Here is a 16,047-nt window from a genome sequence, read left to right on the forward strand (position 1 = left end):
TGCACAGGGGTAGGGGACGATTTCGGTGACGAACGAGGACAAACTCCGCTTTTTCCTGAAGCGAGTCACCGCAGATCTCCAGGAGACCCGGCGGCGTCTTCGCGACTACGAGGACGCCGCCGGGGAGCCGGTGGCCATCGTCGGCATGAGCTGCCGCTACCCGGGCGGCGTCCGCTCGCCCGAGGACCTGTGGGAGCTGGTCTCCACCGGCCGGGACGCCGTCTCGGAGTTCCCCGCCGACCGCGGCTGGGACCTGGACGCGCTCTACCACCCGGACCCGGAGAACCGGGGGACCAGCTACGCCCGCGAGGGTGCGTTCCTGCAGGACCTGGCGCGGTTCGACCCCGGTCTCTTCGGGATCTCGCCCCGTGAGGCGCTCGCCATGGACCCCCAGCAGCGGCTGCTGCTGGAGACGTCCTGGGAGCTCTTCGAGCGGGCCGGCATCGACGCCGCCTCGCTGGCGGGCAGCAGGACCGGCGTCTTCGCCGGCGTGATGAACCACGAGTTCCTCGCCGCCCTGCAGAACTCCCCGGAGGACCTGGAGGGTTACCTCGGCACGGGCACCTCGGGCAGCGTCGCCTCCGGCCGCGTGGCCTACACCTTCGGCCTCGAAGGCCCGGCTGTCACCGTGGACACCGCGTGCTCGTCCTCGCTCGTCGCCCTGCACCTGGCCGTCCAGGCCCTGCGCAACGGCGAGTGCTCGCTCGCCGTCGCGGGCGGTGTCACGGCCATGGTCGGCCCCGCCACCTTTGTCGGCTTCAGCCGCCAGCGCGGACTGGCGCCCGACGGCCGCTGCAAGGCGTTCGCGGCCGGCGCGGACGGCACCGGCTGGGGCGAGGGCGTCGGCCTGCTGCTCGTCGAGCGGCTCTCGGACGCCCGCCGCAACGGTCACGAGGTGCTCGCCGTCGTGCGCGGGTCCGCCGTCAACCAGGACGGCGCGTCCAACGGCCTCACCGCCCCCAACGGCCCTTCCCAGCAGCGCGTGATCCGGCAGGCACTGGCCGCCGCACAGCTGACCACCGCACAGGTCGACGCGGTGGAGGCGCACGGCACCGGCACCCGGTTGGGTGACCCGATCGAGGCCCAGGCGCTGCTGGCCACCTACGGTCAGAGCCGCTCCGGCGACAAGCCGCTGTGGCTCGGCTCGATCAAGTCCAACATCGGCCACACGCAGGCCGCCGCCGGCGTCGCCGGCATCATCAAGATGGTCATGGCCATGCGCCATGCCGAACTGCCGCCCACCCTGCACGTCGACGCGCCGTCCCCGCACGTCGACTGGTCGGCCGGCGAGGTGCGCCTGCTGACCGAGCCCGTGCCCTGGCCGTCCTCGGACGAGCCCCGCCGGGCCGGCATCTCCTCCTTCGGCATCAGCGGCACCAACGCACACACGATCATCGAGGAAGCCCCGTCGGCCATTGCGCCCGACGAGGACGCGGAGACCCCGGAGGAGGGCGCCGAGGAGCCCGCGGCCGCCGCCGTCGAGGTCGCACTGCCGGCCGCGGGCGGGCCCGTGCCGTGGGTGCTGTCCGGCAAGACCGAGGCGGCACTCGCCGCCCAGGCCGAGCGCCTGCTCTCCGGCCTGGACCCCGAAGCCCCGCTGACCGACGTCGCGTTCTCGCTCGCCACGACGCGCACCGTCCTGGAGCACCGCGCGGTGGTGCAGGGCGAGACCCTGGACGAACTCACCGAGGGCCTGCGCGCAGTGGCCGCCGGCTCCCCGGCCCCGGGCGTGGCACGAGGCCACGCCGAGACCGCGGGCCGTATCGGCTTCCTCTTCTCGGGCCAGGGTTCGCAGCGCCTGGGCATGGGGCGGGAGTTGTACGCGGCGTACCCGGTGTTCGCGGCGGCGTACGACGAGGTCTGTGCGCAGCTCGGGGTGACGCTGGACGTCGACTCGGAGGAGCTGCACCGCACGGGCATGACCCAGCCCGCCCTCTTCGCCGTCGAGGTGGCCCTGTTCCGGCTGCTGGAGTCGTGGGGTGTGCGGCCGGACTATGTGGCCGGTCACTCCGTGGGTGAGATTGCTGCGGCTCATGTGGCGGGTGTGCTGTCGCTGGCTGATGCGGCGAAGCTGGTGTCGGCGCGTGCCGCGCTGATGCAGGCGCTGCCCGCCGGTGGCGCGATGATCGCCGTGCAGGCCACCGAGGACGAGGTGCTGCCGCACCTCACCGACCAGGTGAGCATCGCTGCCATCAACGGCCCCCGTTCCGTGGTCATTTCGGGTGCCGAGGACACGGCGCTGGCGATCGCGGAGGCGTTCAAGGAGCAGGGGCGTAAGACGTCCCGGCTGAAGGTCAGCCACGCGTTCCACTCGCCGCTCATGGACCCCATGCTCGACGAGTTCGCCCAGGTCGTCCGCGGGCTGACCTTCGAGAAGCCCAAGACCCCGGTCGTCTCCAACGTCACGGGCCGGTTCGCCGACGCGTACACCGCCGACTACTGGGTCCGCCACGTCCGCGAGGCCGTGCGCTTCGCCGACGGCGTGCGGACCCTGCACGAGCACGGCGTGACGCACTTCGTCGAGATCGGCCCCGGCGGCGTGCTGAGCGCGCTGGCCCAGGGCTGCCTGGACGACGCCGCAGTGCTCACCGTCCCCGCCCTGCGCGCCGACCGCCCCGAGCGCGCGGCACTCGTCGCCGCGGTCTCCGAACTCCACGCGCACGGCGTCTCGCCGGACTGGACCGCGTTCTTCCCCGCGGCGGCACGCGTGGAACTCCCCACCTACGCCTTCCAGTACGAGCGCTACTGGCTCGACGCCTCCGCTGCCCAGCCCGGCGACGTCCGCGCCGCCGGCCTCGGCTCCGCCGACCACCCGCTGCTGGGCGCCGCCGTCGCTCTGGCCGGCGGCGACGAGCGGCTGCTGACCGGGCGGCTGTCGCTGCGCACGCACCCGTGGCTGGCCGACCACGCGGTCCTCGGGAGCGTGCTGCTGCCGGGCACCGCCTTCGTCGAACTGGCCGTGCGCGCGGCCGACGAGGCCGGCTGCGAACTGCTGGAGGACCTCACCCTCGAAGCACCCCTGGTGGTGCCCGAGCGCGGCGGCATCGCGGTCCAGGTGTGGGTCGGCGCGGACGACGGCTCCGGCCGCCGGCCGCTGACCGTGCACTCGCGCCCCGAGGACGGCACGGACCTGCCGTGGGTGCGGCACGCCACCGGCTTCGTCGCCGACGGCACCGGCGCCCCGGCCGGCCAGCCGCTCACGGCCTGGCCGCCCGCCGGCTCCGAAGCGGTCGACCTCGACGGCTTCTACGAGCGGCTGGCCGGCCTCGGCCTGGCCTACGGCCCCGCGTTCCGCGGCCTGCAGCGCGCATGGCGCGCGGGCGAGGACGTCTGTGCCGAGGTCGCCCTCCCCGACGGCATGGACGTCGGCTCCTTCCTCCTGCACCCGGCGCTGCTGGACGCGGCCCTGCACGCGATCGGAGCGGGCGGCACCCTGGTGGCCGCGACGGACGGGCCGCTGCTGCCGTTCGCCTGGTCCGGCGTGACCGTGCGCGCCACGGGCGCCTCGACCGTGCGCGTGAAGCTGTCGCGCGCCGGCACGGACACGGTGTCGCTGCTCATCGCCGACGGCGCCGGTGAGCCGGTCGCCTCCGTCGAGTCGCTGACGCTGCGCGCCGTGTCGGCGGAGCAGCTGCGCAAGCGCTCCGACGACGCGATGTACTCGGTGGAGTGGACGCCGCTGACCCTGCCGTCCGACGCGGACGGGGTGAGCGTCGAGTACGTCCAGGACCTTGCTTCGCTCGCCGACAGCACGCAGTCGGACGCCGTCGTGGTCCCCTTCCCCGAAGGCCCTGAGGGGGCCTCCGAGGCCGAGCGGGTCCGCGCGGTCACCGCAGGCATGCTGCAACTGCTCCAGTGGTGGGCCGCCGTGGAGCGGGGCTCGCGCCTGGTGCTCGTGGCGCGCTGCGACGACCTCGCCCACGCCGCCGCGGCCGGACTGGTGCGGTCGGCCCAGGCGGAGAACCCCGGCCGGATCGTGCTGATCGAGACCGACGGCAGCCCGGCGGACGTCCCGGCGCTCGTGCCCGGCGTCGTGCACTCCGGCGAGCCCCATGTCGTCCTCCGTGACGGGGAGTTCCGCGTCCCGCGCCTGGCCCGCGCGGCCGCCCCGGACGCCGTGGCTCCCGAACTCGGCACCGTACTGCTGACCGGCGCCTCCGGTGCGCTGGGCGGCACCCTCGCCCGGCACCTGGTGACCGAACGCGGCGTGCGCAGGCTGCTGCTGGTCAGCCGCCGCGGTGCCGGCGCACCGGGCGCAGCGGAGCTGGAGACCGAACTCGCCGCGTGCGGCGCCGAGGTGACCTGGGCCGCCTGCGACGTGGCCGACCGCGACGCACTCGCCCGGGTGCTGGCCGGGACGCCGGTCGACTCCGTCGTGCACACCGCCGGCGTGCTGGACGACGGCGTGCTCGCCGCGCTGACGCCCGAGCGCCTGGACGCCGTGCTCAGGCCCAAGGCCGACGCCGTGCTCAACCTGGACGAACTGACCGGCGGCGACAAGCCGTTCGTGCTCTTCTCCTCCGCCGCGGGCGTCTTCGGCAACCCCGGCCAGGGCAACTACGCCGCCGCCAACTCCTTCCTCGACGCCTTCGCCCGGCACCGCCGCGCCCAAGGCGTGCCCACCGTCTCGCTGGCGTGGGGACTGTGGGAGCAGGAGGGCGCCATGGCCGACGCCCTCGACGAAGCGGGCCGGTCCCGCATGGCACGCTCCGGGGTGCTGCCGCTCTCCACCGAGGACGGGCTGCGGCTCTTCGACTCCGCGCTCGCCTCCGAGGAGGCCGTGCTCGTACCCGTCCGCCTCGACACCGCCGCACTGCGGAACCGGGCGGCCGGAACCCTGCCGGCGCTGCTGCGCGGACTCGTCCGCGGCACCACGCGCGGCACCGTCCAGCCCGCCGCCACCGGATCACTGGCCGCCCGCCTCGCCGGGCTGGCGCAGGACGAGCGCGACGAGGCCGTCCTGGACCTGGTCCGCTCCGAGGTCGCCGCCGTGCTGGGGCACTCCTCGCCCAAGGCGATCCGCCCCGCGCACGCCTTCCAGGACCTGGGCTTCGACTCGCTGACCGCCGTGGAGCTGCGCAACCGGCTCTCCACCGCGACCGGCCTGCGGCTCCCCGCGACCCTGGTCTTCGACCACCCGACGCCCGCCGCCCTCGCCCGGCACATCGGCACCGAACTCCTCGGCGAGGCCCCGGCGGACACGGCCGCGGCCACGCGGCGGTCCGCGGTCACCGTCGACGAGCCGATCGCCATCGTCGGCATGAGCTGCCGCCTCCCCGGCGGGGTGCGGTCCCCCGAGGACCTGTGGCGGCTGGTCGCGGAGGGCCGGGACGGCATCTCCCGCTTCCCGGACAACCGCGGCTGGGACATCGACTCGCTCTACGACCCGGACCCCGAGCGCCTGGGCAAGACCTACGCGCGCGACGGCGGATTCCTGCACGAGGCCGCCGAGTTCGACGCCGCCTTCTTCGGCATCAGCCCGCGCGAGGCGCTGGCGATGGACCCGCAGCAGCGGCTGCTGCTGGAGGCGTCCTGGGAGACCTTCGAGCGGGCCGGGATCGACCCGGCCACGCTGCGCGGCAGCAGGACCGGTGTCTTCACCGGCCTGATGTACCACGACTACGGCCAGGGCCCGCGCGAACTCCCCGAGGGCGTCGAGGGTCTGCTCACCACCGGAGGTTCGGGCAGCGTCGCCTCGGGCCGCGTCTCCTACACCTTCGGTCTGGAGGGTCCGGCGGTCACGATCGACACGGCGTGCTCGTCGTCGCTGGTGGCGCTGCACCTGGCCGTTCAGTCGCTGCGCAACGGTGAGTGCACGATGGCGCTTGCCGGTGGTGTGACGGTGATGGCCAGCCCCACGGTGTTCGTGGAGTTCAGCCGCCAGCGCGGTCTGTCCGCCGACGGACGCTGCAAGGCCTTCGCGGCCGGCGCGGACGGCACCGGCTGGGGCGAGGGCGTCGGCATGCTGCTGGTGGAGCGCCTCAGCGACGCGCAGCGCAACGGGCACCGGGTGCTGGCCGTGGTGCGCGGGTCCGCCGTCAACCAGGACGGTGCGTCGAACGGTCTGACCGCTCCGAACGGCCCCTCGCAGCAGCGGGTCATCCGGGAGGCCCTCGCATCCGCCGGGCTCGCGTCCACCGACGTGGACGTGGTCGAGGCGCACGGCACGGGCACGAAGCTGGGCGACCCCATCGAGGCGCAGGCGCTGCTCGCCACCTACGGCCAGGGCCGCACCGGGGAACAGCCCCTGTGGCTGGGCTCGTTGAAGTCCAACATCGGTCACACGCAGGCCGCCGCGGGCGTGGCCGGTGTGATCAAGATGGTGATGGCCATGCGGAACGGCGTGCTGCCGCAGACGCTGCACGTGGACGAGCCGACCCCGCACGTGGACTGGACGGCCGGTGACGTCCGGCTGCTGACCGAGGCCGTCGACTGGCCGGAGGCGGACCGTCCCCGCCGGGCGGGTATCTCCTCCTTCGGCGTCAGCGGCACCAACGCCCACACGATCATCGAGCAGGCCCCCGCGCCGGCCGAACTGCCGTCCGCGCCGGGCGCGGACGCGGCCCAGCCGTGGGTGCTCTCCGGCCGGACCGAAGCCGCCCTGCGGGCGCAGGCTGCCCGCCTCGCGTCCTTCCTGACGGACGCCGGCCGTGCCGTCCCCGCGGCCGACATGGCGTACTCGCTCGCCACGACCAGAGCGGCCTTCGACCACCGTGCCGTGGTCGTCGCGGACACCCCCGAGGACGTCCGCACCGGACTGGCCGCCGTCGCGGACGGCTCCACGCCGTCCCACGTGGTGACCGGCGCCGCACGGACCGGTGGCAAGGTCGTCTTCGTCTTCCCCGGCCAGGGGTCGCAGTGGGCGGGCATGGCCGCCGAACTGCTGGAGACCTCACAGGTCTTCCGCGAGCGGATCGCCGACTGCGAGCGCGCCCTCGCGCCGCACGTCGACTGGTCGCTCACCGAGGTGCTGCGCGGCGAGTCCGCCGTGGAACAGGACCGGGTCGACGTGCTGCAGCCCGTGCTGTGGGCGATGACGGTCGCCCTGGCCGAGGTGTGGCGCTCCTTCGGGGTCGCCCCCGCCGCCGTCGTCGGACACTCGCAGGGCGAGGTCTCCGCCGCGGTCGTCGCCGGAGCGATCTCCCTGGAGGACGGCGCACGCATCGCGGCGCACCGCAGCCTGTCCGTCATCGGGCTCCAGGGCCGCGGCGGCATGGCCTCGGTGACGCTCCCCGAGGCGGAGGCGGAGGAACTGATCGGCCGGTGGCCCGGCCGGCTCGGCATCGGCGCCGTGAACGGGCCGGGAACCGTGGTGGTCTCCGGCGACCTCGACGCCCTGGACGAACTGCTCGCGCACTGTGAGGAGCACGGCATCCAGTCGCGCAAGGTCGCCGTCGACTACGCGGCCCACTCGCCGCAGATCGAGCAGGTCGAGACGGCGGCCAGGGAGGGCTTCGCCGACATCGCGCCCCGCACGGACGCCGTGCCGTTCTACTCCACGGTGACGGGCCTGAAGCTGGATGCGGGCGAGCTCGGCTCCGGCTACTGGTACCGCAACATGCGGCAGACCGTGCGGTTCCACGACGCGGTGCGGTCCGTCCTGGCCGACGGGCACGACGTGTTCGTCGAGATCAGCCCGCACCCCGTGCAGCTGGCCGGCATCCAGGACGCCATCGAGGCCGCTGAGGCCGAGGCCGTGGTCGTCCCCACGCTGCGCCGCGGCGACGGCGGCCGGCACCGGCTGCTGCTGTCGCTGGCCCAGGCCCACGTGCACGGCGCGCGCGTCGACTGGAACGCGGTCGTGCCGGGGGCGCGCAGCGTCGACCTGCCGACGTACGCCTTCCAGCACGAGCGCTACTGGCTCGACGCGGTGGCGGCGGCCGGTGACGTGCGCGCGGCCGGACTGGACTCCGCCGACCACCCGTTCCTGGGTGCGGCGGTCGAACTGCCCGACGCCGGTGGTCACTTGCTGACCGGCCTGCTGTCGCTGCAGACCCAGCCCTGGCTGGCCGACCACGCGGTGCTGGGCACCGTGCTGCTGCCGGGGACGGGCTTCGTCGAACTGGCCGCCCACGCCGCGGCCGAGACCGGCTGCGACCTGGTGGAGGAACTGACCCTGCAGGCACCGCTGCTGCTGCCCGAGCGCGGCGGCGTCGCGATCCAGGTCCTGGTGGGCGCCCCGGACGAGGCGGGCCGCCGCCCGCTGAGCGTGCACTCGCGCGGCGAGGACGGCACGTGGGTCCGCAACGCCACCGGCACCCTCGCCACGGGCGCGGCCCACGGCGACGCCGAGCCGCACACCTGGCCCCCGGCCGGCGCGGAACAGGTCGACCTGGACGGCTTCTACGACCGCCTGGCCGACCTCGGCCTCAGCTACGGACCGCTGTTCCAGGGCCTGCGCGCCGTCTGGCGCGGCAGCGACGCGGTCTACGCGGAACTCGCCGTCCCCGAGGAAGCGGGCGCGGACGCCGGCGCGTTCGGTGTGCACCCGGCCCTGCTGGACTCCGCCCTGCACGCGCTCGGCGCGGGCGGCCTCGTACCGGCGGCCGACGGTCCGCTGCTGCCCTTCGCCTGGTCCCGCGTCGCCGTGCACGCCACCGGAACCGCCGCCCTGCGGGTGCGGCTGTCCTCGGCCGGCGGGGACGCGGTGCGGCTGACGGCCACCGACGGCGCGGGCCGGCCCGTCGTGTCGGTGGAGTCGCTGACGCTGCGCCCGGTGTCGGCGGACCAGCTCCGTACCGGCGCCCGCGACGCGCTGTTCACCGTGGAGTGGACGCCGCTCGCCGCGCCGTCCGAGGCCACCGGCCCGGCCGTCCGGGCCTACGACGACATCGCCTCCCTCGTCTCCGCCCCGGAGACGGACGCGGACGCCGTCGTCGTGCCGTGCCCGGCCGGACCGGCGGGCACGGACGCCGAGCGGGTCCGCGCGGTCCTCGCCGAGGTGCTCGGCCTGGTGCAGTGGTGGCTGGCCGAGGACCGTCCCGCACGCCTGGTGCTGGTGACCCGGGGCGCGGTCGACCCCGGCGACGACCCGGTACAGGCGGCCGTATGGGGCCTGGTGCGGTCGGCGCAGTCGGAGAACCCGGACCGGATCGTCCTGCTCGATGCCGAAGAGGCCACCGGCTGGGACGAGCTCGTGACGACCGCCGTGCCCCGGCTCCTCGCCTCCGAGGAGCCCCAGGCGGCACTGCGCGATGACACGCTGCTGCTGCCCCGGCTCGCCCGGGCCACCGCCGAAACCCCGCAGGGCGCACCGGACTTCGGGACCGGCACGGTCCTGCTGACCGGCGCCTCCGGCGCCCTGGGCGGACTGCTCGCCCGGCACCTGGTCACCGCACACGGCGTGCGCAGCCTGCTCCTGATGAGCCGGCGCGGCGCGGACGCCGAGGGCGCGGCGGAACTGCAGGCCGAACTGGCCGCCGCGGGCGCCGAGGTGACGTGGGCCGCCTGTGACGCGGCCGACCGGGACGCGCTGGCCGCGGCACTGGCCGGCGTGCCGGTGACCGCCGTGGTGCACACGGCCGGTGTCCTCGACGACGGCGTGATCGGTTCGCTCACCCCCGAGCGGCTGGACGCCGTGCTGCGCCCGAAGGCCGACGCCGTGCAGAACCTGCACGAACTGACGGACGACCTCTCGGCGTTCGTGGTCTTCTCCTCGCTCGCCGGCACGCTCGGCACCCCCGGCCAGGCGAACTACGCCGCGGCCAACGCCTTCCTCGACGCCTTCGCCAGGCGCCGCCGGGCGCAGGGACTGCCCGCGGTGTCCCTGCCCTGGGGCCTGTGGCAGCGGACCGGCACCATGACCGAGGACCTCGACGGAACCGACCGGGCCCGGCTCGCCCGCGGCGGCGTGCTGCCGCTGTCCGACGAGGACGGTCTCGAACTGCTGGACGCCGCCCTGGCGTTGGAGCAGCCGATGGTGGTGGCGGCACGGCTGGACACCGCCGCGCTGCGGAACGCGGCCGCCCCGGTGCCGCCGCTGCTCAGGTCGCTGGTCGGCGGCCGGCCGCGGCGCACGGAACGGGCCTCCTCCGTGCCGCTGGCACAGCGGATCGCGGACCTGCCCGAGAGCGAGCGCGCGGAGGCGGTGCTGGACCTCATCCGGTCCGAGGTCGCCACCGTGCTCGGCCACAGCTCGGCCAAGTCCGTACAGCCCGACCAGGCTTTCGGCGACCTGGGCTTCGACTCCCTGACCGCCGTGGAGCTGCGCAACCGGCTGAACAGGGCCACGGGGCTGCGGCTTCCGGCGACGCTGGTCTTCGACTACCCGACGCCCGAGGTCCTCGCCCAGCGGGTGCTGAAGGACCTCCCCGGCGGTACGGGCGGCACGGTGTCGGTGTTCGACGAGATCGACCGCCTCGCCGCCGCCCTCGACACCGCCGAGGCGGACAACGTCACCCGCACCAAGATCAACATGCGTCTCCAGGCGCTGCTCGCCCGCTGGAACGGGGACGAGCCGGCCGACCCGGGACGCGCCACCGATGCCGAGGACGAAGACGACCTCAGCTCGGCGAGCGACGAGGAGCTGTACGAGCTGCTCGACGACGAACTCGGCATCTCCTGAACTGCGCAGGCCACTAGCAGGCCAAAAGGGGCGGGCACACCATGATGAACGAAGACAAGCTCCGGGACTACCTCAAGCGGGCCACCACCGACCTGCGCCAGGCCCGGCGGCGCGTGCGGGAGCTGGAGACCCGGGACCGGGAGCCCATCGCCATCGTGGGGATGAGCTGCCGGTTCCCCGGCGGCGTGAACTCCCCCGAGGAGCTGTGGCAGATGCTGGCCGAGGGCGGCGACGCGATCTCCGCGTTCCCCGAGGACCGCGGCTGGGACGTCGACTCGCTCTACGACCCCGACCCCGAGCAGCCCGGCAAGGTCTACACCCGGCAGGGCGGATTCCTGCACGACGCGGCGGACTTCGACGCGGCCTTCTTCGGCATCTCGCCGCGCGAGGCCCTGGCGATGGACCCGCAGCAGCGCCTGCTGCTGGAGGCCTCCTGGGAGGCCTTCGAGCGGGCGGGCATCGACCCCGCCTCGCTCAAGGGCAGCCGCACCGGCGTCTTCGCCGGCCTGATGTACCACGACTACGGCTTCACGCCGGGCGTCCTCCCGGACGGCGTCGAAGGGCTGCTCAGCACGGGCAACTCCGGCAGTGTCGCCTCCGGGCGCATCGCCTACACCCTCGGCTTCGAGGGTCCGGCGGTCACGATCGACACGGCGTGCTCGTCGTCGCTGGTGGCGCTGCACCTGGCCGTCCAGTCGCTGCGCAACGGCGAGTGCTCGATGGCGCTCGCCGGCGGCGTGACGGTCATGGCGGGCCCGAGCGCCTTCGTGGAGTTCAGCCGCCAGCGGGGCCTCGCCCCCGACGGCCGCTGCAAGTCCTTCGCGGCGGCCGCCGACGGCGCGTCCTGGTCCGAGGGCGTCGGCCTGCTGCTGGTGGAGCGCCTGCGGGACGCCCGCCGGCTGGGCCACGAGGTGCTCGCGGTCGTCCGCGGCAGCGCCGTCAACCAGGACGGTGCGTCCAACGGCCTGACGGCCCCGAACGGCCCGTCGCAGCAGCGTGTGATCCTGGAGGCCCTGTCGTCGGCGGGGCTGTCGCCGGCCGACGTGGACGCGGTCGAGGCGCACGGCACCGGCACGAACCTGGGCGACCCGATCGAGGCACAGGCCCTCATCGCCACCTACGGCCAGGAACGCCCCGCGGAACAGCCTTTGCTGGTGGGCTCGTTGAAGTCCAACATCGGACACACGCAGGCCGCCGCCGGTGTGGCCGGTGTCATCAAGATGGTCATGGCGATGCAGTACAGCGTGCTGCCGCAGACGCTGCACGTCGACGAGCCGACCCCGCAGGTCGACTGGTCCGCCGGCGCGGTCGGCCTGCTGACCGAGGCGACCCCGTGGCCCGCCTCGGAACGCCTGCGCCGGGCCGGCATCTCCTCGTTCGGCATCAGCGGCACCAACGCGCACATCGTGATCGAGGAGGCGGTGGAGGAGCCCGTCGAGGGCGAGGCCGAAGAGGCCCCGGCCGACGAGCCGTTGCGGGCGGCGACGCCCGTGGTGCCGTGGGTGCTGTCGGCGAAGAGCGAGACGGCGCTGCAGGCCCAGGCGGAGCGGCTGCTGTCCTCCGTGGACGGCGACGTGCCGTTGACGGACGTCGCGCACTCGCTGGCCACGACGCGAGCGGCGCTGGAGCGCCGGGCCGCGGTCGTCGGCGAGACCGCGGCCGAGCTCCGGCAGGGGCTCGCCGCCCTCGCGGCGGGCGAGCCGGCGGCGAACGTGGTGCAGGGGCGCCCGGCCGGCGGCAAGGTCGGCTTCCTGTTCTCGGGGCAGGGTTCGCAGCGGCTGGGCATGGGCCGGGAGCTGTACGCGGCGTTCCCCGTGTTCGCGGAGGCGTACGACCGGGTGTGCGCTCACCTGCCCGCGCCGGTGGACGTGGACGCGGAGACGCTGAACGAGACCGGGTGCACGCAGCCTGCGCTGTTCGCGGTCGAGGTGGCGTTGTTCCGGCTGCTGGAGTCGTGGGGGATCAGGCCTGATTACGTGGCCGGTCACTCGGTGGGCGAGATCGCTGCTGCCCATGTGGCGGGTGTGCTGTCGCTGACCGATGCGGCGAAGCTGGTGTCGGCGCGTGCCGCGCTGATGCAGGCGCTGCCCGTCGGCGGTGCGATGGTGGCCGTGCAGGCGACCGAGGACGAGGTGCTGCCGCACCTGACGGACGAGGTCGGCATTGCGGCGGTCAACGGGCCGCAGTCCGTGGTGCTTTCGGGTGCCGAGGGCGATGCCTTGGCGATTGCGGAGATCTTCGCCGAACAGGGTCGTAAGACGTCCCGGCTCAAGGTCAGCCACGCGTTCCACTCGCCGCTGATGGACCCGATGCTGGACGACTTCGCCGCGATCGTCCGTAACCTGACGTTCAACGAGCCGCAGATCCCGGTCGTTTCGAACCTCACCGGCGAGCTGGCGGAGCCGTACACCGCCGAGTACTGGGTCGGACACGTCCGCGAGGCGGTCCGTTTCGCCGACGGCGTGCAGACCCTGCACGACCTGGGCGTGACCACCTTCGTCGAGATCGGCCCCGGCGGCGTCCTGAGCGCCCTGGCACAGGGCTGCGTCGACGACGCCCTCACCGTCCCCCTGCTGCGCGCCGGCCGCCCCGAGCCGCAGGCGATCGTCACCGCTGTCGCGCAGCTGCACGTGCACGGCCTCTCCCCGGACTGGCAGGCACTCTTCCCCGGTGCGGGGAAGGTCGCCCTGCCCACCTACGCGTTCCAGCGCGAGCGCTTCTGGCTCGAAGGCACGGCCGCGCTCGACGTGTCCTCGGCGGGCCTCGACTCCTCCGGCCACCCGCTGCTCGGCGCCGTGGTCGAGACCGCCGGGGGACAGGAGGTGCTGTTCACCGGTCAGCTGTCCCCGGCCGGCCTGCCCTGGACCGTGGAGAACACGGTCGGCGGAGTGCCGGTGCTTCCCGTCGCCGCATTCGTCGAGCTCGCCCTCTGCGCGGGCCGGCAGGCCGGGTTCCCGCACCTGGAACAGCTGGACGTGGAGGCCCCGCTGGTGCTGGCGCACCAGGGCGCGGTCCGCATCCAGGTGCAGATCGGCGCGGGCCAGGACGCCGGCCGACGGTCGGTGCGGATCTACAGCCGGGCCGCCGGCAGCGGTGACGAGCCGTGGGTCTGCCACGTCACCGGAGAGCTCACCGGACACGTTCCGGCAGCCGGCTTCGACATGATGATCTGGCCGCCGGCGCAGGCCGAGCCGATGGACGTCGCGGACCACCCGGTCCTGCAGGCCGCCTGGCGCGCCGGGGACGAGCTGTACGCCGAGGCCGTGCTGTCGGGCACGGAGCGCGAACGGGCGGACCGCTACGGTCTGCACCCCGTCCTGCTGGACGCCGTCCTGGAGGCCCTGACCTCGGCCGGCGCCGGCGAACCCGGCAAGGTGCTCATGCCCTACGCCTGGAGCGGCGTCTCCGTGCACGCCCCGGGAGCCGCGACCGTGCGCATCCGGGTGCGCCCCGCCGACGGTGACGCGGTGACGGTCGAACTGGCCGACACCGACGGTGCCCCGGTCGCCTCCATGGCGGGTGTGCGGACGCGGCCGGTGTCGCCGCAGCAGGTCCTGGCGGCCCGCGCGCTGAACCAGGACTGGATGTTCGAGGTCGACTGGGTCGAACACACCGCCCCCGCTGCCTCGTCCGCCGAGCCCGTATCGGTGGTCCTCGGCGCCGACGGCCCCTACCCCGGCATCGACGCGCTCCGCCAGGCGGTGGACGGCGGGTCGGCACTGCCCCCCTACGTGCTCCTGCCCTGCGCCGTGAGCGAGGGAGATGCCGCCGCCGCCACACGGAAGGTGCTGACCGGCGTCCTCGCGGTCGTCCAGGAATGGGTCGACGACGAGCGGTTCACCGATGCGAAGCTCGTCGTGGTGACCCGCGGAGCCGTCGCCCTGGACGGCCGGGCCCCGGACCTCGCGCACGTCGCGCTGACCGGCCTGGTGAAGTCGGCCCAGGCCGAACACCCGGACCGGCTGCTGCTCGTCGACACGGACACGGACGGCACGGCGGGCCCCGCCCTCGCCGTGCTCGCCGCCCTGGACGAACCGCAGGCGGCAGTGCGCGGCGGCACCGTGTTCGTACCGCGCCTCGACCGGATCACCCTCCCCGAGGAGACCCCCGGGCACACGTGGGACCCGCAGGGCACGGTGCTGCTCACCGGCGCCTCCGGCGGCCTCGGACTCTCGCTCGCCCGGCACCTCGTCGCCGAACGCGGCGCACGGAGGCTGCTGCTGGTCAGCCGCCGCGGCCCGGCCGCCGAGGGCATCGACGAGATCCGCACCGAACTGACCGGACTGGGCGCACACGTCGACGTGGCCGCCTGCGACGTCGCGGACCGGGACGCCGCCGCGGCGCTCCTGGCCTCGATCCCCGCCGCACACCCGCTCGTCGCCGTCGTGCACGCGGCCGGGGCCCTGGACGACGGCGTGATCACCGCGCTGACCCCGGAGCGCCTGGACACCGTGCTGCGGCCCAAGGTCGACGGAGCACTCAACCTGCACGAGCTGACCAAGGACCTGGACCTCTCCGCGTTCGTCCTCTTCTCCTCCCTGGCCGGAGTCCTCGGCAGCGCCGGCGCGGCCAACTACGCGGCCGGCAACGCCTTCCTGGACGGCCTGGCACGGCAGCGCCGCGCCGAGGGCCTGCCCGGCACCTCGCTGGCGTGGGGCCTGTGGACGGACAACGGCGGCATGGGCGACCGGATCACCGAGGTCGACCGCAACCGCATGGGCCGGGCCGGCGTGGTCCCGTTCACCTCCGCCGAGGGACTGGCCCTGTTCGACCTCGCCCTCACCCTGGACGAGCCGGTGATCGTGCCCGTCCGGCTGGACTTCCCGGGGCTGCGCTCGATGGCCCGCACCGGCATGATGCCCGCGGTCTTCCGCGGCCTCGTACCGGACACCGGCGGCGCCACCGAGGAGGCCGCGGCCGCCGGCCGCACCCCCGCCCTGGCCCGCCGGCTGGCCGGAATGCCGGAGGCCGACCAGGAGAAGGTGCTGCTGGACCTGGTGCGCAACCAGGCGGCCGCCGCCCTGGGGCTCGCCGGCACGGCCACGGTCGAACCGACCACCGCCTTCCGGAACATCGGCTTCGACTCCCTCACCAGCGTCGAACTGCGCAACCGGCTCAACGCGGCGACCGGACTGCGGCTCAAGCCCACCCTGGTCTTCGACCACCCCAACCCGGTCGCCATCGCCCGGCTGCTGCACAAGGAACTGGTCCTCGACCTGGCCGCCGAGACCCTGCCGGTCCTCGACGAACTGGACCGGCTGGAGGAACAGCTCGCCGCGGCCGCCCTGGACGGCGGGGACCGGGACAAGGTCACCGCCCGGCTGAAGGCGCTGCTCTGGAAGTGGACCGACTCCCACCAGGACACCGCGGCGACCGCCGCGGACGCCGGCCCCGACATCGACCTCGACCGGTTCGACGCCGCCACCGACGACGAGATGTTCGACCTCATCGACCAAGAGCTCGGGTCTCTCTAACCCCTTCTC

Annotated in this window: 2 protein-coding genes; both read left to right on the forward strand. The window is 74.4% G+C overall.

The window, feature by feature from the left end; translation table 11 throughout:
- Positions 1-25 precede the first annotated feature (25 nt).
- Positions 26-10,564, forward strand: coding sequence for an SDR family NAD(P)-dependent oxidoreductase (locus tag ACLHRZ_RS03465; RefSeq protein ID WP_490416711.1), 10,539 nt, complete (start codon positions 26-28; stop codon positions 10,562-10,564).
- Between the two features lie 41 nt (positions 10,565-10,605).
- A complete protein-coding gene (locus ACLHRZ_RS03470) occupies positions 10,606-16,038 on the forward strand; it encodes an SDR family NAD(P)-dependent oxidoreductase (RefSeq protein WP_490416712.1) in 5,433 nt (1,810 codons plus the stop codon).
- Positions 16,039-16,047 lie beyond the last annotated feature (9 nt).

This window comes from Streptomyces sp. AM25, from assembly GCF_058146165.1.